The 19880-nt window shown below is 61.3% G+C and carries 19 protein-coding genes and 1 pseudogene; 15 read left to right on the forward strand and 5 right to left on the reverse strand.

Annotated elements, in window-relative coordinates:
* Position 1 precedes the first annotated feature (1 nt).
* On the forward strand, positions 2 to 988 hold the full coding sequence (locus tag M511_RS15690; protein ID WP_139824610.1) for a YncE family protein: 987 nt from the start codon (positions 2 to 4) through the stop codon (positions 986 to 988).
* Positions 989 to 1041: 53 nt separating this feature from the next.
* On the opposite strand, the gene M511_RS15695 is transcribed toward M511_RS15690, so the two are convergent.
* From M511_RS15695 to M511_RS15710, 4 genes are all read right to left on the reverse strand, one after another.
* The gene (locus tag M511_RS15695) at positions 1042 to 2547 is read right to left on the reverse strand and encodes a tripartite tricarboxylate transporter permease (RefSeq protein WP_085502697.1); all 1506 of its coding nucleotides are present in this window, start codon (positions 2545 to 2547) and stop codon (positions 1042 to 1044) included.
* A gap of 1 nt (position 2548) precedes the next feature.
* On the reverse strand, positions 2549 to 3106 hold the full coding sequence (locus M511_RS15700; protein WP_085502698.1) for a tripartite tricarboxylate transporter TctB family protein: 558 nt from the start codon (positions 3104 to 3106) through the stop codon (positions 2549 to 2551).
* 3 nt (positions 3107 to 3109) lie between these two features.
* Entirely contained in the window at positions 3110 to 4081 is a 972-nt protein-coding gene (locus M511_RS15705; protein ID WP_050804171.1) for a Bug family tripartite tricarboxylate transporter substrate binding protein, read from the reverse strand.
* A 61-nt stretch (positions 4082 to 4142) separates the two neighbouring features.
* Positions 4143 to 5216: a 4-oxalomesaconate tautomerase gene (locus tag M511_RS15710; RefSeq protein WP_010394339.1), complete on the reverse strand. Its 1074-nt coding sequence runs from the start codon at positions 5214 to 5216 to the stop codon at positions 4143 to 4145.
* 100 nt (positions 5217 to 5316) lie between these two features.
* On the opposite strand from M511_RS15710, the gene M511_RS15715 reads away from it, so the two are divergent.
* From M511_RS15715 to M511_RS15740, 5 genes are all read left to right on the forward strand, one after another.
* Positions 5317 to 6219, forward strand: coding sequence for a LysR family transcriptional regulator (locus tag M511_RS15715; RefSeq protein ID WP_010394341.1), 903 nt, complete (start codon positions 5317 to 5319; stop codon positions 6217 to 6219).
* Positions 6220 to 6511: 292 nt separating this feature from the next.
* A complete protein-coding gene (locus M511_RS15720) occupies positions 6512 to 6889 on the forward strand; it encodes a MerR family transcriptional regulator (protein WP_010394344.1) in 378 nt (125 codons plus the stop codon).
* Between the two features lie 21 nt (positions 6890 to 6910).
* Entirely contained in the window at positions 6911 to 8107 is a 1197-nt protein-coding gene (locus M511_RS15725) for an MFS transporter (RefSeq protein WP_085502699.1), read from the forward strand.
* A gap of 291 nt (positions 8108 to 8398) precedes the next feature.
* Complete coding sequence (locus M511_RS15730; RefSeq protein ID WP_085502700.1) at positions 8399 to 8803, forward strand: RidA family protein; 405 nt, start codon at positions 8399 to 8401, stop codon at positions 8801 to 8803.
* A gap of 704 nt (positions 8804 to 9507) precedes the next feature.
* The gene (locus M511_RS15740) at positions 9508 to 9714 is read left to right on the forward strand and encodes a DUF1330 domain-containing protein (RefSeq protein ID WP_083825820.1); all 207 of its coding nucleotides are present in this window, start codon (positions 9508 to 9510) and stop codon (positions 9712 to 9714) included.
* Here the strand turns inward: M511_RS15740 and M511_RS15745 are convergent.
* Positions 9645 to 10304: a TetR/AcrR family transcriptional regulator gene (locus M511_RS15745; RefSeq protein ID WP_085502707.1), complete on the reverse strand. Its 660-nt coding sequence runs from the start codon at positions 10302 to 10304 to the stop codon at positions 9645 to 9647. The two genes, M511_RS15740 and M511_RS15745, sit on opposite strands and share 70 nt — an antisense overlap.
* A gap of 243 nt (positions 10305 to 10547) precedes the next feature.
* Here M511_RS15745 and M511_RS15750 point away from each other — a divergent pair, with 243 nt between their 5' ends.
* The 9 genes and pseudogenes from M511_RS15750 to M511_RS15790 form a co-directional block, all read left to right on the forward strand.
* Entirely contained in the window at positions 10548 to 11327 is a 780-nt protein-coding gene (locus M511_RS15750; RefSeq protein WP_040601774.1) for a cyclase family protein, read from the forward strand.
* Between the two features lie 56 nt (positions 11328 to 11383).
* On the forward strand, positions 11384 to 12601 hold the full coding sequence (locus M511_RS15755; RefSeq protein WP_085502701.1) for an MFS transporter: 1218 nt from the start codon (positions 11384 to 11386) through the stop codon (positions 12599 to 12601).
* A gap of 24 nt (positions 12602 to 12625) precedes the next feature.
* The gene (locus M511_RS15760; RefSeq protein WP_085502702.1) at positions 12626 to 13561 is read left to right on the forward strand and encodes a 3,5-dioxohexanoate:acetyl-CoA acetone transferase; all 936 of its coding nucleotides are present in this window, start codon (positions 12626 to 12628) and stop codon (positions 13559 to 13561) included.
* Positions 13562 to 13838: 277 nt separating this feature from the next.
* The gene (gene aphA / locus M511_RS15765; RefSeq protein WP_085502703.1) at positions 13839 to 14525 is read left to right on the forward strand and encodes an acid phosphatase AphA; all 687 of its coding nucleotides are present in this window, start codon (positions 13839 to 13841) and stop codon (positions 14523 to 14525) included.
* Between the two features lie 315 nt (positions 14526 to 14840).
* Positions 14841 to 15962, forward strand: a complete 1122-nt coding sequence (locus M511_RS15770; RefSeq protein ID WP_240547674.1) for an ABC transporter substrate-binding protein — start codon at positions 14841 to 14843, stop codon at positions 15960 to 15962.
* Positions 15959 to 17956 (forward strand): ATP-binding protein, encoded by a 1998-nt coding sequence (locus tag M511_RS15775; RefSeq protein WP_085502705.1) that lies wholly within the window; start codon positions 15959 to 15961, stop codon positions 17954 to 17956. The genes M511_RS15770 and M511_RS15775 overlap by 4 nt, the downstream gene beginning before the upstream one ends.
* Positions 17928 to 19211, forward strand: coding sequence for a sigma-54-dependent transcriptional regulator (locus M511_RS15780; RefSeq protein WP_085502706.1), 1284 nt, complete (start codon positions 17928 to 17930; stop codon positions 19209 to 19211). Before M511_RS15775 ends, M511_RS15780 begins: the two co-directional genes overlap by 29 nt.
* Positions 19212 to 19374: 163 nt before the next feature.
* Positions 19375 to 19530: a hypothetical protein gene (locus M511_RS15785; protein ID WP_240547675.1), complete on the forward strand. Its 156-nt coding sequence runs from the start codon at positions 19375 to 19377 to the stop codon at positions 19528 to 19530.
* A gap of 63 nt (positions 19531 to 19593) precedes the next feature.
* A pseudogene (locus M511_RS15790) lies at positions 19594 to 19860 on the forward strand (transposase); the annotation flags it as partial.
* Between the last annotated feature and the right edge of the window lie 20 nt (positions 19861 to 19880).

Consider the following 19880-nt stretch of genomic DNA (forward strand, 5'->3'; position numbering starts at 1 on the left):
GATGTTGCAAAAAGCCGTTGCGCCGGGTCTTTACGAAATTGTCCACTCTCGGCGTCAGGGCGCGGTTTTTGTCGCCTCTGCAGGGGCCCCGGGGTCGTCACGCATCCTGCGCCTTGACCCCGACACGCTTGCGGTCGAGGCTGAGATTCCTTTGCCGGGCAAGGGCTTTGGCCTTGCGCTGGATGATGCGGCGGGTCGCCTTTATGCAAGCGGCGGCACCGAACCAGAAATCACGGTGATTGATATTGCCGCCGGTGCCGTCACTGCGATCATCCCTCTGACCGCGTTCGGGGACGGTTATCATTTCCGCGAACTTATTGCCGATCCACAGCAACGCCGGCTTTACGCGCCGGGTGTCTCATTTTCGGACAGCGCGCTGCATGTCATTGATACGCATTCCCTTGCGGTAGAGCGGGTGGTGCCGGGCCTTGGGTTCGTCGCGACGGGGATCGCGCTGGATCAAGGGCAGGGGCGGATATTCATCTCGAACATGCAGGGCCAGATCATCACGCTGGACCGCGCGACGCATAAAATCATCGGAAAGGCCGAGACGCCGGGGGACCAGCTGCTTAATCTGGCGTTTGATGCCGCGGGCGGGCGGATATTTGCGACCGATCAGGGCCATGCGTATTTCGATACGCTCTGGCAAGAGCACCTGCCGACCTATCGCCGCAAGGGGCGCGGCAATCGCCTGTTTGAGCTTGAGGCGGCGACCGGGCGCGAGATCCGGCACGCACCGGTTGGCGTCGGGCCGATTGCGGTCCTGCATGACCCGGCACGTCGCCGCATTTATGTCACCAATCGCGGCGACCGGACGTTGGCCATTCTGGACAGTGACACGTTTGAACTGGCGGGCCGTGTTCTGATGCATGGCGCGCCGAACAGCCTTGCGTTGGATGCGCAGAACGCCGTTCTTTATGTCACCGTCAAGACGCCTGAGGGCGAAGTCAAGGGCGGCGTGGAAAGTGTCGTGCGCCTTGCCTTGTAGAATGGATTCGCGGGTAAGAATACGCGGCCCTTCCAGGGCCGCGTATTGGCATCTTAAGCTTCGGTAAATATCTCTTCGCGCGATTTTCGCATCGAGGGCAGAACGGCGACCGCCAGCGCCCCCAGTGCGATCAGCAGCAGTGCCGCCGACAGGGGCGAGGTGACGAAAGTGCCCATGCCTCCGTCCGAGATGATCAGCGCCTGACGCAGCTTTTCCTCAAGCAACCGGCCCAGGACAAAGCCGAGGGCCAGCGGCGCAGGCTCGAACTGCAGCTTGTAAAGGGCAAAGCCGACCAGGCCCATGATCCCCGCCATGATCACCTGTGCCCCGTCGTTCGAGATCGAGAACAAACCGATGCAGCAAAAGGCGACAATGGCCGGGAAAAGCAGGCGATAAGGCACCTTCAGCAGTTTTACCCACAGCCCGATCAGAGGCAGGTTGATCACAACAAGCATCAGGTTGCCAATCCACATCGAGGCGACCAGTCCCCAGAACAGATCGGGGCTGTTCTGGATCACCTGCGGTCCCGGCACGATGCCCTGGATCATCATCGCCCCGACCATCAGCGCCATGACAGCATTCGGAGGAATGCCCAGCGTCAGCAGCGGAATGAACGAGGTCTGCGCCCCCGCGTTATTGGCCGATTCAGGACCCGAGACAGCCTGCGGCACGCCCGAGCCGAAATCCTGAGGCCGGTCGGACAGGCGTTTTTCCAAAGCATAGCTGGCGAATGGGGCAAGGATCGCACCATTGCCCGGCAGCACGCCCAGAACCGAGCCGAGGCCAGTCCCGCGCAGGATCGCGCCAAAATTCTCACGCAGCTCTCTCAGCGTTGGCAACAGGCGGCCGATCCTGTTGCGCATCACGTCCCGCTTTTCGGGATCGGCAAGGTTCTTGAAGATCTCGCCAAAGCCGAAAATGCCCATGGCCAGCACGGTGAACTCGATCCCGTCGCTGAGCATGTAGATGTCAAAGGTCATGCGCTCGCGCCCGGTTTCCATATCCGCGCCGACGCAGGACAAAAGCACGCCCGCGACGATCATCGCCAGCGCCTTGACCAGCGAGCCATGCGCCAGCACGACCGCAAGCACCAGCCCCATGATCATGAGCGAGAAGTACTCGGCCGGCCCGAACAGCAGGCCCAGCCGCGTCATTGGCGTTGCAAGCGCAGCGATGACGACGGTGGCCACCGTGCCCGCGATGAACGAACCGATGGCGGCCAGTCCCAGCGCCAGCCCGGCCTGGCCCTTTTTCGCCATCTCATGCCCGTCGATGGCGGTCACGACCGCGGTGGCCTCTCCGGGGATGTTGACAAGGATTGCGGTGGTCGAGCCGCCGTATTGCGCGCCGTAATAGATACCGGCGAGCATGATCAGCGCCCCGGTCGGGTCAAGCGACAGCGTGACCGGCAGCAGGATCGAAATTGTCGCCACCGGTCCGACGCCCGGCAGCACGCCAACCAGCGTGCCGATAAGGCAGCCGATAAAGCAGAACAGGATGTTTTGCAGGGTGAATGCGACCGCAAGGCCCAGCCCCAGATGTTCAAGAACGGCCATCATGTCAGTATCCGATCAACCATGGGGCCACGGGCAGCGACAGCCCCAGCGCATAGCGAAACAGACCGATGCAAACGACGGTCAGGATCACGCTAAAGACGATAAGCTCGCCGATGCGCATATCCTTTGCGGCAAGACCGGACAGAAATGTCGCCAAGGGCGTTGCCACCGCCATACCTAGCGCAGGGATCTCGAAGGTGCCGAACTGGTAGCCGCGGATGGTGATTGCGAACAGAAACACCCCGATCAGCACCGGCAGCATGTCGCGGACCGGCCAGCGCCCGGTCGATTCAGGCTTGTCAGACCAGGTGACCGCAATCTGCACGAACCCCAGCGCGATCAGGATCAAGGCCAGCGCGCGCGGCAACAGTCCCGACCCCACGCCGCTTTCGCTTGCAAAGGGCAGATCGGCGCTGGCGTAAAGCGCAAAAAGGCCAAGACCGATCAGGCTAAGCCCGGCAAGCCGTTCACGACCGAGCCATGGGCTTGACGGAGGCGGCAGGGGCTGCGCTGGCTCATGCGCCGGCAGATCGACCTGGATTGTTTCTGAGCCTTGGGTCATCGCTTATTCCACCTTGATATCGGCGGCTTTGACGACCTCGCCCCAGCGGGCGCGCTCGGCGGCCATGAAACCGGCGAAATCCTGTCCGACCAGATCAGAGGGCACGCCGCCATCCTTGTTCAGGCTCTCGATAAAGGCGGGATCGGCAAGTGCCTCTTGCGTGGCCGCCGCAAGCTTGTCGCGTACCTCTTGCGGCAGGCCTTTGGGTCCCAGCAACCCGTACCAGGCCGTGGCGCTATAGGTGGGCAGCGCGGCCTCGGCCACGGTCGGCACATCGGGCAGGCCGGGGAAACGATCCTTGCCGGTGACGGCCAAAGCCTTCAGCGTGCCGTCCTGAATAAGCCCGATGACCGAGGGGACCGTAGTGACCATGAAATCGACATGCCCACCCAGAAGGTCGTTGATCGCAGGACCCGCGCCTTTATAGGGGACGTGCTTCAGTTTGACCTCGGCGGTCTGGCCCAAAAGAAGGGTGGCAACATGGCTTGCCGAGGCATTGCCGGCCGAGCCATAGACGAGCTGACTTTCCCTTGCTTTGTCCAGCAGCGCCTGCATGCTGTCGACCTTAAGGCTGGGGCCGGCGACGACGACCAGCTGCGCATCGGCAATCATTGCGATCGGGTCCAGCGTCTCGGCTGGGTCGTTGCGCAGCCTGAAGATATGGGGGTTCACGACCATCGGCCCCTGATTGCCGATCAGCAGCGTATAGCCGTCGGGCTGGGCCTTGGCGACGACATCGGTGCCGATGTTTGCGGCGGCGCCGGGGCGGTTTTCGACAATCACCCGGCCCCCAAGCGCGGTTTCCAGCCGCGCGGCAAAGATCCGCGCGATGGCATCTGTACCCCCGCCTGCCGCGTAAGAGACGACCAGCGTCACGGGTTTTGACGGATAGTCCTGTGCCATCGCGGGCATCGAGGTCAGCGTCAGGGCCGCTGCGGCAACGCCCAGCATGAATCGGCGTGTGTAATTCATCATCCTGAATTCCTCCCTTGTGTTCAGAGTGGTGGCGAGCGCCTCCTCGACGCCGTCAAGCTTGTCAGTTCCTGCGGCGCACGAGCGCGGCACCCTCGAAAAGGCGGCGGCAGGTGCGGGTCACAAAGACGACTGGCCTGCCTCCTGCCGCCTCATCCAGTTCGACACGGACGTTCATGCGACCGGTCGGATGTTCAAATGTCAGATCAGCCGGATAGCGCAAATCGGACAGCGCTGCGCCAACAATGCTGTCGGGCAGGGTCGCCGCAATCGCAATCGAGACTGCCCCCGTGGTCGCAAGCGCGCTGTGGCAGCTATGCGGGGTGAAATAGCGCACCGCGAGGCTGCCCCCATTCCTTGGCGCGCCGATCAGCACTGGCTTTGGCAGGACCGAGTTGCGTACCCCTGCAAGCCCCATCCGGGAGCCGGCCTCGACCCGGATTTCTTCAAGACGCGCCATGAAATCGCGATTCCCGTCCAGTTCCGCCGCGCTTTCCGAACCGGTCAGGCCAAAAGCCTCGGCTCGCGCGATCACGACCGGGGTCGCGCCGTCGATCAGCGACACCGGGATGCCGTGGATGATCTCATGCGGGGTGCCCGAGGGCAGCATCTTGCCGGTCTTTGCGCCAATCGCCTCCAGAAATGCCAGATATACCGGTGCGGCTGTTCCGGGAACGCCGTCGATCCGGGTATCGCCCTGATAACGCAATTCGCCACCCGGTGTCTGGATGCGCGCCTCGATGATCTTGCCGGTGTTGACGTTGTGAACCTTGACCCGGGTTTCGCCGTTCTGGGCCGGAACAAGGCCCTGTTCGATGGCAAAGGCGCCGACGGCGGACAGCATGTTGCCGCAGTTCGGCCCGGTGTCCACCAGCCTCTCAAGCACGTTCACCTGTGCAAACAGGTAATCGACATCCGCCCCTTCGCGCGTGGCCGGGCCGATGATCGCGACTTTGGAGCTAAGGGTATTGCCGCCGCCGATCCCGTCGATCTGCAACGGATGGCCCGAGCCCATGATCTCGATCAGCAGCTGATCGCGCTGTTGCGGATCGCTGGGCAGGTCGCTGCGCAGAAAGAACGGCCCCTTAGACGTGCCGCCGCGCATCATGACGCAAGGAATGCGGATCTGATCGTCCACGCTGATTCTCCTCCGAGGTGCCACCGTCCACCTCACGAAGAAGCAATTGCTACAATCAGACTGTGTTGTGAATTGCAAAGAATTTCATTATTATTGCGTAATGCAAAACAATTTCGAGTTTCTGGATCTTCGCGCCTTTCTGGCCGTGCTGGAATTTTCCTCGTTCAGCGAGGCGGCGCGTTATCTGAACATGTCCACTCCCGCGCTGTCACGGCGGATCAAATCCTTTGAGGAGGCGGTTGGCGCTCAGTTGATCGAGCGTACGACCAGGCGCGTGGCTCCGACCCAGATAGGACGCGAGCTGATGCCTCTGGTTCGCCGGCTGGTCGATGAATTCGAGGAATCGATCCTGTCGATCAGCGATCTGCGTGGCCGCCACCGCGCACAGGTGACGCTGGCTTCGGTGCCGACCGCGGCCTTCTACTTTCTGCCGCGGGTGATCGAAGCGTTTAACCAGCGCTTTCCCGGTATCCGCTTTCGCATCATGGACCTGTCGGCGAACGAGGGGCTGGATGCCGTCGCGAATGGCGAGGTCGAGTTCGGCATCAACATTATCGGCGCTTCACGCGAAGAACTGATCTTTACCCCGCTGATGGAGGATCCCTTTGTTCTGGCTTGTCGCCGCGACCACCCCCTGGCCGCGACCTCGACCCTGCCATGGGAGGCGCTGCAGGGCCATCCGCTGATCGGCGTTTCCAAGAAATCGGGCAACCGTGCGGTGCTGGACCACGCTCTTGCCGCCGCAAATCAGCAGCTTGAGCTGAACTGGTTTTACGAGGTGAACCACCTTTCCACCTCTTTGGGGCTGGTCGAGGCGGGTCTGGGCATATCGGTCCTGCCAAAGCTCGCCACCCCGCAACGCGAGCATCCGCTGATCGCGACGATCAAGCTGGTCGATCCGATTGTCACCCGCTCGATCGGGCTGGTCGAGCGGCGCGGGGCGCGCCTGTCACCATCGGCCATGCGGTTCAGAGAGATGCTTGTGACCGAGTGGCGCGGCTAAGTCTGGCGCTTGGGTAGGGTGACGGTTTTTGGGGCCCGGATCGCCGCTGTTTTCGGCCAGCAAAATCAGTAGTTTTATTGACATGGTGGAAATGCAGGATAGTCAAAGGTTTGCAACAAGTCTGGTCCCACATACGCGGGGATGAACCGGCCACCCGCCTTGGGCGCTGGCAGAAATCGGACTTATCCCCGCGTATGCAGGGACGAATTGGGGGCGCGGTTGACAACCTGCCCCTGCCTCCCTAGATCTACACCCAACGTCAGGTTAATGTGGTGCGAAATTGTCGTCTCGTATGCAAATCGGAGAACTGTCCGAGCGGGCTGGGGTCAGCCATCGCACGATCCACTATTACGAACGTCTGGGCCTGCTGAAACCTGCCGAGCGTGAGGGTGCGGGTTATCGCTATTACGACCAGACCGCGCTCAAGCGGTTGGAAAAGATCGCCGCGCTCAAGCGTCTTGGGCTGAGTCTGGACGAAATTGCCGCTGTCATCGACCTGTATTTTGAAGATGCAAGTGGCATCAAGGGCAAGGAAAAGGTGCTGGAGATCCTGCAGACGCAGATCGCCAAGGCCGATACCCAGATCAGTGAATTGACCGCGTTCCGGCGCGATCTGGAAGCCAGCATTGCCCGTATGCACAAGCTGATCGCAGAGGCGCGGCAGCAATAGGACGGGCAGGGGCAGGATTACATGCATCTTAAATCTACACTTAACGTCGGGTCTCAGTTTAAGGCCGAGACCCTGGCAGTGCGCCATATCTCGTTGCTCGCGCTGCTTATGGCCTGCGGGTTCATGGTGGTTGGCCAGCTTTATGTAACGATCCCGATGGTCGCCGAAATCTCGGCACGGTTTGGCATCGATCCGGCACAGGCAGCCTTGGCCGGCACCGCTTTCGGCGTGGCATATGCGGCAGGTTTTCTGCTGTTTGGGCCGATGTCGGACCGTCTGGGCCGCAAGCGGATGATCCTGATCGGCCTGATTGCGACGGCTATCGCGACTGGCCTTGTTGCCCTCGCTGACAGCTTTCAGGCACTTTTGGCAGCGCGGGCGGTACAAGGCCTTGCTGCCTCGATCTTTCCTCCTGTTGCCCTGTCGCTGGTGACTGAGGAACTGCCGCCAAAGCATCGCCCGCTAGGCGTATCGCTGATGAGTTTCGCATTTCTTGGTGCAGCCCCGCTGGCGCAACTTTTTGCTGCATGGGCGCCTGGAGGCATGACCCAGACGATGCTTCAGCTTGCCCCATTTTATCTGCTTGGTGCGGCGGGTCTGTTTTTTGCGGTGTCGGCAGGGCGCGCGACGCTTGCTTCTGCGCCTGTCTCGGGCGGGTCGCGTTTTGGTTCGCTTTTGCGCGATCCGGTCATCCTTGCGGCCTGGGCTGCTGCGGTTACCGTGCTGTTCGGGTTTGTCTCATTCTACGGTGGCGCGCAGGCTCTGGGTGCACAGCTTGGCATTGATCTGCAGACCCTGCGCCTGATCGGTTTGCCGCCGTTGCTGCTGGCATTCGCAGCGGCGCCCCTGACCCGTCGATACGGTGCCACGGTGACTGCGCGGGCGGGCCTGGTGCTTGCGGCGCTGGCGCTTGCCATCGCTACGGCTGGTTCGTCGCTTGCAATCAGCGCGGCCGCCGCCGCCCTTGCTGCGGGCGTTGCTCTTGCCGTTCCCGGCCTGATCGCAACCGTCGCGGGCCGGGCAAGCAATACCAACCGTGGCCTTGCCCTTGCCATCTACAGCTTTGCGCTGTTCCTTGGTGCCAGTTTCGCGCCCCCGGTCGCGCAAACGCTGGGCCGTATCGGCACTGTGCCGCTGTGGCTCTGCCCCGCTGCGCTGTTGTTGCTGGCGACTCTTGCGTTGTCTGTCGGCGTGCGCCGCGGCCAGTCCGCAGCCTGACCCTTCAAACAGTTCGGGGCATGAGGCCGCCCCCAACTTTCTGTCCCCCGTATGCTGCATAGGCGCGCGCTGCGTAGAATGGACAGAGCTTCCCGGCTGAGGATCAACCAGGAACTGGCCGCATAATCACTGGACGGGCGAAAAGAGGCGTGTCCTTTTCACGCTCCATCCTGCCTGCCAGCTTACAAGACATGCCTTCTGCGGGCTGGCTTTCCCCTTGTCGCGCTGACTTTTGACCGGCGCCTTTCCCAGCGGTCCGACGGACCGCACTGATATCGGAGTTTCAAAAACATGACCCTCAAGGCACAAATGCAGGCGGTGAATCCCGCTGACATCAACATCCCCAATATTTCGCAGGCCATTTTGGTCGAAAGTGGCAAGCTGCTGTTTTTGTCGGGCCATGTGCCGCTGTGCCAGGATGGAACCCTGGCGGGACCAGAGCTGGAAGATCAGCTGGAGCAGGTGTTCCAGAACCTCAAAGACACGTTGCAGGCGGCGAATGCGGATTTCTCGAATGTCGCCAGAATGACGATCTATATCCGCGACCTGTCCTCTGCTGACCTTGGCACAATCCGTTCTGTAAGAGATCGCCACATCGACCAGAGCCGCCCTCCGGCAAGTGCGCTGATCGGTGTCGCCGCGCTTTATGATCCGGCTGTCAGGGTCGAGATTGATGCAGTCGCTGCTATCCCCTGATCATATCGCGCGACAGATAAGGCGGCCGCTTGCCCAGGCGGCTGCCCGCCTGGCATCCGATGATGCCGACGACGTGCTATCGGCTCCGTCAACAATGTCTGCGCTGGTTTGTGGGTTATGAGTAACCTGTTGATCGCAGTGCCTGGCCCGTCATCCTATTGTTTGCCTGATGCCAAACAGGGCCGCGGGGCTGAGTGCTTCATCGTTCTGTTCGGCTTTCTTGCGAGCTGCGCGATGGGGCGCATCACATGACCCCAGCAAAGCTGGGACAGTTTCCTGTGCGGCCTGCGTGAAGGCAGGTGCGGAAACACTGGGAACTAACCTGAGCTCTGCTGCACGGATGTGATGAGGGTGCTTTCACTGTCCTCGCCTCACCAAAGAGGCGGTGATCTGCACAGTCCAGTGCTGTCGCCAGAGGCCATATCGGTCGCCTGCGATAGGGGGGCGGCAACGCGGATGATGGTTGTGATGCAGGCGAGATCAGGCGGTGGGGTAAAGAGTCCGGTCTGAACAACCTTTCAGGCGGCTATTTTGACCTTGATGCGTGGATTTTCCTGTCCAAGGATTGCGGCGACCCGCTGAAGCAACAGGGACAAAAGCGCCCTGAGATGGGTAAGGGTTTTGCGGGTGTTGTGGCCGCAGGCGCAGAGGACAGCAAAGATCGGCGTCGCCGATAGGCCCTTCCCGCCCTTCAGCGTCATGCCGTGATCCGCTTTCCTGACCTTGCCAGTGCGTATGCCTGTTATCATGCGCCGGAGTATCAGCAAGCCCGCGCCCGCCGTCTTGGTGCCTGTGATGGGCATGTCGTCATTGTTGAGGGCGTCGTCCAGACAGGCTGCCGTCACCCTGCCGTCGGTTTATGGGCTGACAGCACCCGATCAACACCCCCCGTGCAAAAGTCGATCAGATGAAGGGTCAGGCTTTCGGTATCGGGGGAGGGTTGCTTGCTGCTGTCATGTGCGCCCAGACGCGCAAAGCGGCTTCCCGAAGCCAGCGTCATGACCAGTGCGCCGACCATGAACAGATAGGCGTCGGCGATGCTTTGACGCGGTGCGCCGGGATAGAGCTGCGACAGCGCCGCGATAAAGCGCTGCGCGGTGGGGTCATAATGCTCGGCCAGGATGCCGCGCCTGGCCTCGCGCGGGTCGATCGCCTCAAAGGCTGTCAGCAATGCGAAAGCTGCCCCCTGCTGATTGCCGGAATAGCGCATCGCGACCGAAGGGCGCACAAAGGCTTCGGCCAAATCCCGGATGCCGAATTCGGGGCGCCCGATCGCCTGAGCCAGCGCATCGCTGCGCGCCTCGGCCAGCTGGTTGGCCCGGCGAGCAAAGACTGCGCGATAAAGGCCGGCCTTGCCGCCAAAGTGATAGCTCAGCAGTGACAGCTTCACATCGGCCGCCGCCGCAAGTTCGCGCATCGAAACACCATCCTCGCCACCATGTTCGGCAAAGAGGCGCTCGGCGGCGTCAAGGATGCGGTCAGAGGTTGGTTTCTCGGTCATGGCGGCGGATCTCAAATTTGAACGGACGACCAATCAAATTCTTTACGGGTCATTGATTCTTTGCTATCAGCAGTGGACCCGGTCCAAAAGCTGCGAATTGCGCGGCAGGTCAGGTCGAGGGAGAATTGGGCCCCCGGGCCCATGTTTGTGGGCATATCTGTCTGCCGTCCTGACGGCACCACCTTGCGTATCCATTCGCGGGGGTTGGTCGGTCATGCCCTGCGTTTGAGGGAGGAGGTGCGCATGTCAAGCCGCCGCATCGTTGATCTGTCGGTCCCGATCGAGAATACGGATTATGCCGACCCGCCGGGCATGGGGCCCAGCATCGAATATTTTGCCCATGATGCCACCGGACCGGACATCATTGCCTTCTTTCCTGGCATGACGGTAGAGCAACTGCCGGGGTCCGAGGGCTGGGCGCTCGAGAAAGTTCGGCTTTCCACCCATAACGGCACCCATGTCGATGCGCCTTATCACTATCATTCCACCATGGATGGCGGTGTTCCGGCGGCAAGGATTGATGAATTGCCGCTGGACTGGTTCTATGGTCGCGGCGTCAAACTGGATTTTCGCCATCTGCCGGACGGGCATCTGGTCTCGGCTACCGAAATCGAGGCCGAGTTGGCCCGTATCGGCCACGAACTGATGCCGGGCGATATCGTGCTGGTCAATACCTCGGCCGGGCTTGCCTATGGTCAGCCGGATTACGTGTCCCGTGGCTGCGGTATGGGGCGCGAGGCGACGCTGTGGCTGACGCAGCGCGGTATCCGTGTCGTCGGGACCGACGGCTGGTCCTGGGATGCGCCTTTCGTCCATACCCGCAAGCGGTGGGAAGAAACTCGCGACCCCGCCATCATTTGGGAAGGGCATCGCGCCGGGATGGTGCGCGGCTATTGCCAGATTGAAAAGCTGCACAATCTGGAAGGCCTGCCGTCCTTTGGTTTCATGGTGTCGTGCTTTCCGGTCAAGATCCGCGCGGCCTCTGCCGGCTGGACCCGCGCCGTCGCCATCTTTGACGAATGAACTGCGCCTCCGCGCTTGCGGCGGGCATGTCCTCACGTCTTTTCAGGGATAAACCGATGATCCAGAATCAAGAAAGCTCTGGCGAGTTTCGTCGGAACGGCGTTCTGCTGCTGGCAGCAACGCTTGGCAGTGCGGCGGGGCTTAGCTCTCTGCCCTTCTACAGCCTTGGCAGTTTTGTCGCTCCGCTGGAGGCTGAATTCGGCTGGAGCAGGGGGCAAGTAACCTCGTCATTCCTTTATACGACGTTGGTTCTTGCGGTGATCGCGCCGTTTCTGGGCAATCTGATCGACCGTGTCGGGACGCGGCTGGTAGCGCTGGTTTCGATCCCGCTTTTGTCCGGGGTACTTTACGCAATGAGCCGCTTTGAGGGCTCGATCGGTCAATTCCATATGCTTTACGCACTGGCCGCTTTGGCCGGGGCAGGGACGACCCCGATCAATTACACCCGCGCGGTGAATGGAGCCTTTGACAAGGTGCGTGGGTTGGCGCTTGGCATCTCGCAAGCAGGGATTGCCGTTGCCGCCATCACCCTTCCCTTGCTGCTTGCCAGCCTGAACCAAAGTTATAGCTGGCGGACGGGTTACCTTGTCCTGGCCATGCTGGCGCTGGTTCCCTGGCCTTTTGTCCTTTTGGGGTTTCGCAGCGCCCCCATGCCGCGCGTCGCAAAAGCCAGCCTTGCCGAGGGTCGCGGCGAACTGTTCCGCAGCCGGCTGTTCTGGAGTGTGGGCATCTCATTTGCAGCTGTCGCCGTGGCGGTGTCTGCGCTGGTCGTCCACATGGTGCCGCTGCTGCGGGATGCGGGCATGACGCCGATTGCCGCGGCCAGTACCGCCTCGGTCATTGGCTTTGGCGTGCTGGGTGGGCGGCTGCTCACCGGCTGGCTGATCGACCGCTTTTTCGCTCCTTATGTGGCTGCGACCCTGTTTCTCGCGACCGCCGGGGGCTGTCTCTTGCTGCTTTACGGAGGTCCGGGCATGGTGCCGCTTGCTGCGGCCCTGATCGGCCTGTCGCTTGGGGCCGAGGCTGATCTGATCGCCTATCTGACCGCGCGATATTTTGGCATGGCCCGCTATGCCTTCGTCTATGGCTTTATCTACTCGATGTTCCTGATCGGTACGGCCACGGGGCCGGCGCTGGCGGGCAGGCTTTATGACGCCTCGGGCAATTACAATTCGACCATCTGGACGGTGATCTGCCTGCTGGTCGCGGGATCGGTGGTGATCCTGTGCCTGCCGCGATTTGAGAAATCCGCATCCGTCGTTCCGGCGCAGTGACGCGCCCCCGTCAAGGAGAACCTCATGTCCCGCAAGAAACAGCCGGTTGTGATCACCTGCGCCATTACTGGTGCGATCCATACGCCGACAATGTCTGACGCGCTGCCTTATACGTCCGAAGATATCGCCACGCAGGCCATCGCGGCGTCCGAGGCGGGGGCGGCGATCCTGCATTTGCATGCGCGCCGTCCCCATGACGGCGGCGTCACCATCGACCCCGATGCCTTTGCCGCCTTCCTGCCGCGCATCAAGCAATCCACCGATGCCGTCATCAACATCTCGACCGGCGGCAGCCTGACCAACACCGTAGACGAGCGGATCCGGCCCGCGCTGCGCTTCTCGCCCGAGATGTGTTCGCTGAACATGGGCAGCATGAACTTTAGCTTCCACCCGCTGGCCAAGCGCTATGACAGCTGGAAATTCGACTGGGAGCGCGACTACGTCGCCAAGTCCGACGGCAATATCTTCCGCAACACCTTCGCTGATATCGAGAACGCTGCGAACCAGCTTGCCCCCCACGATATCAAGTTCGAGCATGAATGCTACGATGTCGGCCATCTTTATAACCTGCGCTTCTGCATGGATATCGGGCTGTTCAAGGCGCCGGTCTTCATCCAGTTCATCTTCGGCATCCTGGGCGGCATCGGCCCCGATATCGACAACCTGATCTTCATGAAGCGCACCGCCGACCGGCTGTTCGGCGATGATTACCGCTGGTCGGTTCTTGGCGCGGGCGGCGCGCAGATGCCCTTTGCCACCACGGCCAGCCAGATGGGCGGCAATGTCCGTGTCGGGCTTGAGGATTCGCTGCTGATCTCGCGCGGGAAACTGGCGGAATCCAATGCCCAGCAGGTCGCCAAGATCCGCCGCATCATCGAGGATCTGGGCAGCGAGGTCGCCACCCCCGAGGAGGCGCGCGAAATCCTGGGCCTGAAAGGCGGCGATAGGGTGAATTTCTGAACTGATCGCGAACAACAGATGTTGTGCAGGCAGCTGCGCGCGCTTGTGTATCCCTTTTGCCGGTATTGGGCGGGCAGGGCGGAGCTGTCAATTCGCAACTTGCGCGGCCGCGTGGATTGCGGTCTGGTGAAGGTGACGGGTCAGGCGATAGGCAGCGCGTTTGCTTTGGTGGCAAGCTTCGGTATCGTGAACTGACCCAGCCCGAGCCAGGATACCGTTCATATCACCACCGGAATGGGCATAATACCGTTCACAGAAAAAAGGACAGAGATCGCATATGTCGAAACGAATGATCTCGATGGTGTTGGTGCTTGCAGCCTGGCCAGCTCTGGCAGATGATATCTCTAATCTTAATCCCGGCGTCACGACTTCCGAGCTGCTGGCGACCGCACCGGTGCGCTGGGTTTCAGTCCCGCAAATTGCGGCCAGTCTGGAAGGGCAACCACCCATGGCCGTTGGCTTTGATGTGGATGATACGGTGCTGTTTTCCAGCCCCTGCTTTTATTATGGTCAGAACAAATATTCGCCCGGCTCTGACGATTACCTTAAGATGGATGAGTTCTGGACCGATATCCACACCAACAATTGCGACCGGTATTCGATGCCGAAGGAAGTTGCGCGAGAGCTGTTGGATATGCATGTAGCGCGCGGTGACGAGATTTACTTTATCACCGGACGCACGAAAGGTAGCGGTGGGGAAACCTTGACTGCCACTTTGAAAAGCGCCTTTGGCCTTGGAAAAATGAATGACGTCGTTTTCACCGCTTCGTCCGAAAACAAGGTCCAGTTTCTAAAGGATCATGAGCTGAAAATATACTATGGCGATGCTGACAGCGACATGCGCGCTGCGCTTGAGGCAGGGATCCGGCCAGTTCGTGTGATGCGGGCCCAGAATTCCAGCTATAAGCCCGAGCCTCGCAACGGAAACTTCGGCGAAGAAGTGATCATAAACTCGACCCAGTAGCACGTGGCTTTGGTCGCGCACGCGCCGCCGGGCTAACTGTAAGTTGGTCAAGGCAAAGCCGGTCGGTGCGGATCCGGGCCGCGATATCCCCAGCAATGCCTAAGAAAGCTGAAAAACAGATCAACGATCTTGCTGATAAGGGGGCAGGAACCCGCGCATAGGCTGTTTTGTAGCAGCCGGGTGCATCTGCCCCGGGGTCGGTTGCTTTGCTGTGGCTGGTAATGCAACAATCCGTCGGCAGAGGGGGAAATGTACGCGCCAGATCATCGCAAAAGCGCAAAATTCAGGCTGGCCGCCATGTTATGGGCGGTCATCTTGCTTACCGTTCCTGCTTTTGCGGATGAGCTGCGGATCATCACCTCATATCAGGCGGATGTGGTTGACCCGTTGGTCGAGGCGTTTGGTCGCGAACATCCCGATATCCGCATCCGGGTGCTGAACAAGAATACCCATGCCGCGGTCGATGAGGTTCTGGCCGGGAATGATCGGGGATTTGATCTGTTCTGGGCTTCGGCCCCCGAAGCTTTTGTCGTGCTGGACAAGGCCGGGCGTCTGGCTGATCTGGGCGACGGTTCATATGCGGATTTTGCGTGGTCCGCTGTCGGATGGACCTGGCGCAATGCGGATGACAGACCTGTGCCGCAGGATTGGAATGACCTTCTTGAACCTGGGTTCAACCAGGATATCGCCATGTCGCACCCTATGCGATCAGGCACGATGCATTCTCTTTTAGAGACGATTTTGCAAGATCGCGGATGGCAGGCGGGCTGGGCCTGGATCCTGGAGCTGGCAGGGCAGCTGAACACCATTTCGGCGCGCAGTTTCGGCGTACTTGAGGGGGTTGAGGATGGCGATTACTCGATCGGACTGACCATCGACTTTTTGGCTTTGACGCGTGAGGGGCTGAACTTTCGCTATGGCCGCCCGGTTATCCTTATCCCGGCGCGGATTGCCGCATTACAAGGGGGCGTCCAGCCCGAGGCAGCCAGGGCGTTCGTGAATTTTATCCTGTCACCCGAGGGCCAGCGCATCCTGTTGCGCTCCGATATCCGGCGTATCCCGGTCGATCCCCGGATCCGCGCCGAGCAACCCGATGTGCTTGACCCTGAGGTTCTGGCGGCCCTGAATTTCAGCTGGTCCCGCTATGACCCGGAGCTGGCCGCAGGGCGCTACTGGCAAGTCAAGCAGCTGTTTGAGGCCTTCGTTGCCCGGGACCTGTTGCTGCGCCGGGATCTGTGGCGGCGTTTGCGTGCGCTCGACCATGCGCCAGCGGCCGAAAAGGCACGCATCCGCCGGCTGCTGACATGGATGCCGCTGACCGAACATCAGGCGCGTTCGGCCCCGACTGATCGCGAAACGCTGCTGGAGTGGTCCGAACGCTCATACACGATCCTGCGCGACGCCGAGGCACTGATCCGCGCGTTGGAGCGGTCATGATCCGCCGGGGCTCGATCCGGGGGCGGTTGATGGCGGCCCTGGTGCTGGTCGTGCTGATCGCGGCTGGGGTATTGGCGGTCGGCATGGTGGTGATGCTGCGCGCCGAACGGGATTTTCGTGCGTTGGCGCAGGATCGCATCCCCGCTGTTGCGCTTGCGGGTGAACTGGCTGAGGCGACGGGCGAGCTTGCGGCGCTGGCGATGCAACTGGTGGCGGACCCGGCAATGCCTGCCGAACGGATGAAGCGCGCTATCGACGGCGCTTCGCAGGGGGTCGAGGGCGTTCTTTCCTCGCCGCTGTGGCAGGCCGCGCCTGAACGTGCGGGGACCCGTGCAGAGATCGAAAGAGCCGAGCGTACCTTGCGTCATTCCCTGATCAGTTTTGGCAGGATCAGCACAGATCTGACCCGGCGGGCCCAGCTTGACGCGCGGGTCGGGGCCGACCTGCGTTGGATCCATGCCGATGTGCAGGATCAGGTGCAGGGGATACTTAGCGATCTGTCCTTTAATATGGACACGCAGCTCGCGGCCTTGACGACGGACACTGACCTTGCCGCGCGTGCGGGGGCCGAGCAGGCGCTGTCCCGGGACTGGCTTTTGCGTGATCGGGTGCAGCAGATCGGCTCTGAGGCTGCGACGCTGACGGCGCTGCTGTTACAGGCGCGTTCTGCTGATAGCCTGGATGCGCTGGAACAGGTCGGCATCCTTGGCCGCGATACGCTGGACCGGTTGGCGCTTGCCCAGCTGAACTTGCCTGAACGCGTCGATGTGAGGCTGCTGCTTGAGGCGCTGGAGCGGTTGAAAGCGTCCGCCTTGGGGGCTGAAAGCATCTTTGTGCAGCAGCGGCAGAGGTTGGAACTGCATCACGCCGCAGTCTCTGAGTTGCAAACTGCGCAGGCGGCCCTGGCCCGGATGCAAGCCTCGTTAACCGATCTGGGCCGGACCGAGCGGATTGGGGCACAGCGCCGTGCTGATGCTGCCGCGACTGCCATCTTGCGCGGTTCGGTCGGACTGGGGCTTGTCACATTGCTGGGCGCGGTCGCGACGGCGGTCATTCTGGCGATCTTTGTGCACAAGCGCATTCTTTTGCGGATCGAGGCGCTTTCTGCCGATCTGACCCGGATCGCGCGGGGCGAGGATGGCGACCCTTTGCGCCCTGCCGTCTCTCAAGAGGATGAGATTGCCGAAATGGCCCGCGCCGTTGAGGTCTTTCGCGCCTCGGTCCACGCTCGCCAGCGGGCGTTGGAACGGCTTGAGATGACGCAGCGCGAACTGGTGCAGGCGGGTAAGATGGCCGCCCTTGGCCAAATGTCTGCAGCGATCAGTCATGAGATCAACCAGCCGCTGGCGGCCGTCGGACATCGTCTGCACAACCTGCGCGCCGCTTACCCCGAGGCGTATGCCGCGATTGCCCGGATCGAGGCGCTGCTGGAGCGGATCACCCGAACCATCGGCCACCTGCGTCGCATCGCCCGCCGCTCGGCCCATCGCAATATGCGGGTGATGCTGGCCGAGCCGGTGCGGGCCGCGCTTGAGCTGCTGGATCATCGCCTTCGGGCCGAGGGGGTTCGTGTTGATTGCGTGGATCTGGAGGGGGTTGCGGTTGCTGGGGATGAAATCCTGTTGGAGCAGGTTTTGCTGAACATCCTTGGCAATGCGCTGGACGCGATTGATACGCGCGAAGACGCTGCACAACCGGGCCTGATCCGCATCGAATTGCACGGCGACGATCCAGTCTGGCTGATTGTGCGCGACAACGGCATCGGGCTTGGGGGTCAGAGTGGTCAGTCCCTGACAGATCCCTTTGTGACCACCAAAGAGCCGGGCAAGGGGCTGGGCCTTGGCCTTTCGATAGCGTTCAACGTCATGCAGGACATGGGTGGGCATCTGGAAATCGAACAGCATACCGAAGGCGGAGCCGAGGTCCGGTTGCGCCTGAACCGCTGGAGTGAGGGGGGGGGATGGCGTGCCCGAGGTGATGCTGGTCGAGGATGATGCCGACCTGAGGCTGGCTGCTGCCGAAACGCTGGAGCTGGCCGGTTTCCGTGTGCATGCCTTTGATGCGGCAGCGCCAGCACTGGATGTGCTGGTGGCAGATTTCCCCGGTGTGATCCTTTCTGATCTGCGGATGCCGGGACTCTCGGGGCTGGATTTTCTGGACCGTGCGCGGGAAATCGCGCCTGACGTGCCTTTCATCCTGATCACCGCCCATGGCGATGTGCCGGCCGCCATCCGCGCCATGCGTGGCGGCGCTCATGACTTTCTGGAAAAACCCTGCGCGCCCGAGTTGATGCTGGATGTGTTAAAGCGGGCGCAGGCAATGCGCGACCTGCATCTGGAAAATACCCGCCTGCGCCAGATACGTATCGAGGACCGGCTGATTGGACGATCTGCCGCTATGCGCGATTTGCGTGACAAACTGCGGGCGCTGGCGAGGCTGCAGCTTGATTTGCTGATCTCGGGCGAGACCGGGACCGGCAAAGAGCTTGTCGCGCGTATCCTGCACGATCTTTCCCCGCGCTGCGACGGACCTTTTGTCGCCGTTAATTGCGGCGCGCTGGCTGAGACCGACGTGGACCGAGAGCTTTTTGGCACCAGTGACTCGCCCGGTCTGATCGCACGGGCTGCGGGTGGGACGCTGTATCTGGATGAGCTTGAATCCATGCCCGACGGGCTGCAGGTGCGACTGTTGCGGGTCGTTGAGGCACGCGAGATCACCCCCTTGGGCGCCGGACCTCGTCCGGTTGACATACGCATCCTTGGCAGCGTCAAGCGCCCGCCCGAGAGCCTGACAGCTGAATCCCGGTTGCGGGCGGACCTGTTTCACCGTTTCCACGCAACATTGCCTTTGCCTCCCTTGCGCGAACGCGAAGAGGATGCGGCCATGCTGGTTACCCATTTTGCAGCCGAGGCGGCCGCCCGGCACAATCTGCCTAAACCTCATATCGACAGCAGTTTGCGCCGCCGCATCGCTTATCACGATTGGCCCGGTAACGTTCGGGAGGCCCGCAACCTGGCCGAACGTCTGGTGATCGGGCTGGACACCAGCTTTCCTCAGCCCGGATCGGCACCCGGCGCCACGGATCAGCTGGCAGGAATGAGCTATGACGCAGCCATGGAGGGGTTCGAGGCCCGCTTGTTGCGATTCGCCCTGATCCAGACCGGTGGGCGCAAGACCGAGGCAGCGGCCCTGCTTGGTATTCCGCGCAAAAGACTTTATCTGCGGCTGCGTCACCATGACATGCTGTAAGTCCTGTGGGATGGGTCAGAATTGACCCATGGGGCGTGTCAAAACTGACACAAAATAATTAATAAAAACAAATACTTGCAAGGTTAATTCCTGCAATGCACAGTTGGTGTGCCATTGCAGGACCGCCCAGTCCGGCCTGCCTGATGCCTGTGGGAGGAGAACCATGAACAGGATATCTGCATTCAGCGTCTTTGCGCTGATGATGACTTCGGCTGCCGCCTTTGCCGATACGGTGACAGTAGTGACCTCGTTTCCGCGTGACCTGACCGACCCGTTCAAGGCCGCCTTTGAGGCAGCGCATCCCGGTACGACGCTTTGAGGTGGTGCCGGTTTCTGAGACAGGGGCATAAGGTGGATCGACCGATGAAAAGGACGATCCAGCATGAAGACACGCAGACGGTTTACGGCCGAGTTCAAGGCCAAGGTCGCGCTTGAGGCGATCCGCGGCGAGCGGACGATTTCGGAGTTAGCCACGAAACACCAGCTTCATCCCAACCAGATCACGCAGTGGAAGCGGCAGGCCATCGAGAACCTGGCCAAGGCGTTCGACGACAAGGCTTCCGACGCACAGGTCGGCCGGGAGGCCGAGGTCACGAAGCTGCACGCCAAGATCGGCCAGCTCGTCGTCGAGCGCGATTTTTTGGCCAAAGCCTTCGATCGCTGAGCCTG

Origin of the sequence: Paracoccus sp. J56 (assembly GCF_019633685.1) — a bacterium.
In the GTDB taxonomy this organism is placed as follows: Bacteria; Pseudomonadota; Alphaproteobacteria; order Rhodobacterales; family Rhodobacteraceae; genus Paracoccus; species Paracoccus kondratievae.

What these genes read in the sequence shown, in the direction of transcription:
- M511_RS15690 (WP_139824610.1), top strand. Translation starts at nt 2, where the DNA reads ATGTTGCAAAAAGCCGTTGCGCCGGGTCTTTACGAAATTGTCCACTCT.
- M511_RS15695 (WP_085502697.1), bottom strand. Translation starts at nt 2,547, where the DNA reads ATGATGGCCGTTCTTGAACATCTGGGGCTGGGCCTTGCGGTCGCATTC.
- M511_RS15700 (WP_085502698.1), bottom strand. Translation starts at nt 3,106, where the DNA reads ATGACCCAAGGCTCAGAAACAATCCAGGTCGATCTGCCGGCGCATGAG.
- M511_RS15705 (WP_050804171.1), bottom strand. Translation starts at nt 4,081, where the DNA reads ATGATGAATTACACACGCCGATTCATGCTGGGCGTTGCCGCAGCGGCC.
- M511_RS15715 (WP_010394341.1), top strand. Translation starts at nt 5,317, where the DNA reads ATGCAAAACAATTTCGAGTTTCTGGATCTTCGCGCCTTTCTGGCCGTG.
- M511_RS15720 (WP_010394344.1), top strand. Translation starts at nt 6,512, where the DNA reads ATGCAAATCGGAGAACTGTCCGAGCGGGCTGGGGTCAGCCATCGCACG.
- M511_RS15725 (WP_085502699.1), top strand. Translation starts at nt 6,911, where the DNA reads ATGCATCTTAAATCTACACTTAACGTCGGGTCTCAGTTTAAGGCCGAG.
- M511_RS15730 (WP_085502700.1), top strand. Translation starts at nt 8,399, where the DNA reads ATGACCCTCAAGGCACAAATGCAGGCGGTGAATCCCGCTGACATCAAC.
- M511_RS15745 (WP_085502707.1), bottom strand. Translation starts at nt 10,304, where the DNA reads ATGACCGAGAAACCAACCTCTGACCGCATCCTTGACGCCGCCGAGCGC.
- M511_RS15750 (WP_040601774.1), top strand. Translation starts at nt 10,548, where the DNA reads ATGTCAAGCCGCCGCATCGTTGATCTGTCGGTCCCGATCGAGAATACG.
- M511_RS15755 (WP_085502701.1), top strand. Translation starts at nt 11,384, where the DNA reads ATGATCCAGAATCAAGAAAGCTCTGGCGAGTTTCGTCGGAACGGCGTT.
- M511_RS15760 (WP_085502702.1), top strand. Translation starts at nt 12,626, where the DNA reads ATGTCCCGCAAGAAACAGCCGGTTGTGATCACCTGCGCCATTACTGGT.
- aphA (WP_085502703.1), top strand. Translation starts at nt 13,839, where the DNA reads ATGTCGAAACGAATGATCTCGATGGTGTTGGTGCTTGCAGCCTGGCCA.
- M511_RS15775 (WP_085502705.1), top strand. Translation starts at nt 15,959, where the DNA reads ATGATCCGCCGGGGCTCGATCCGGGGGCGGTTGATGGCGGCCCTGGTG.
- M511_RS15785 (WP_240547675.1), top strand. Translation starts at nt 19,375, where the DNA reads ATGAACAGGATATCTGCATTCAGCGTCTTTGCGCTGATGATGACTTCG.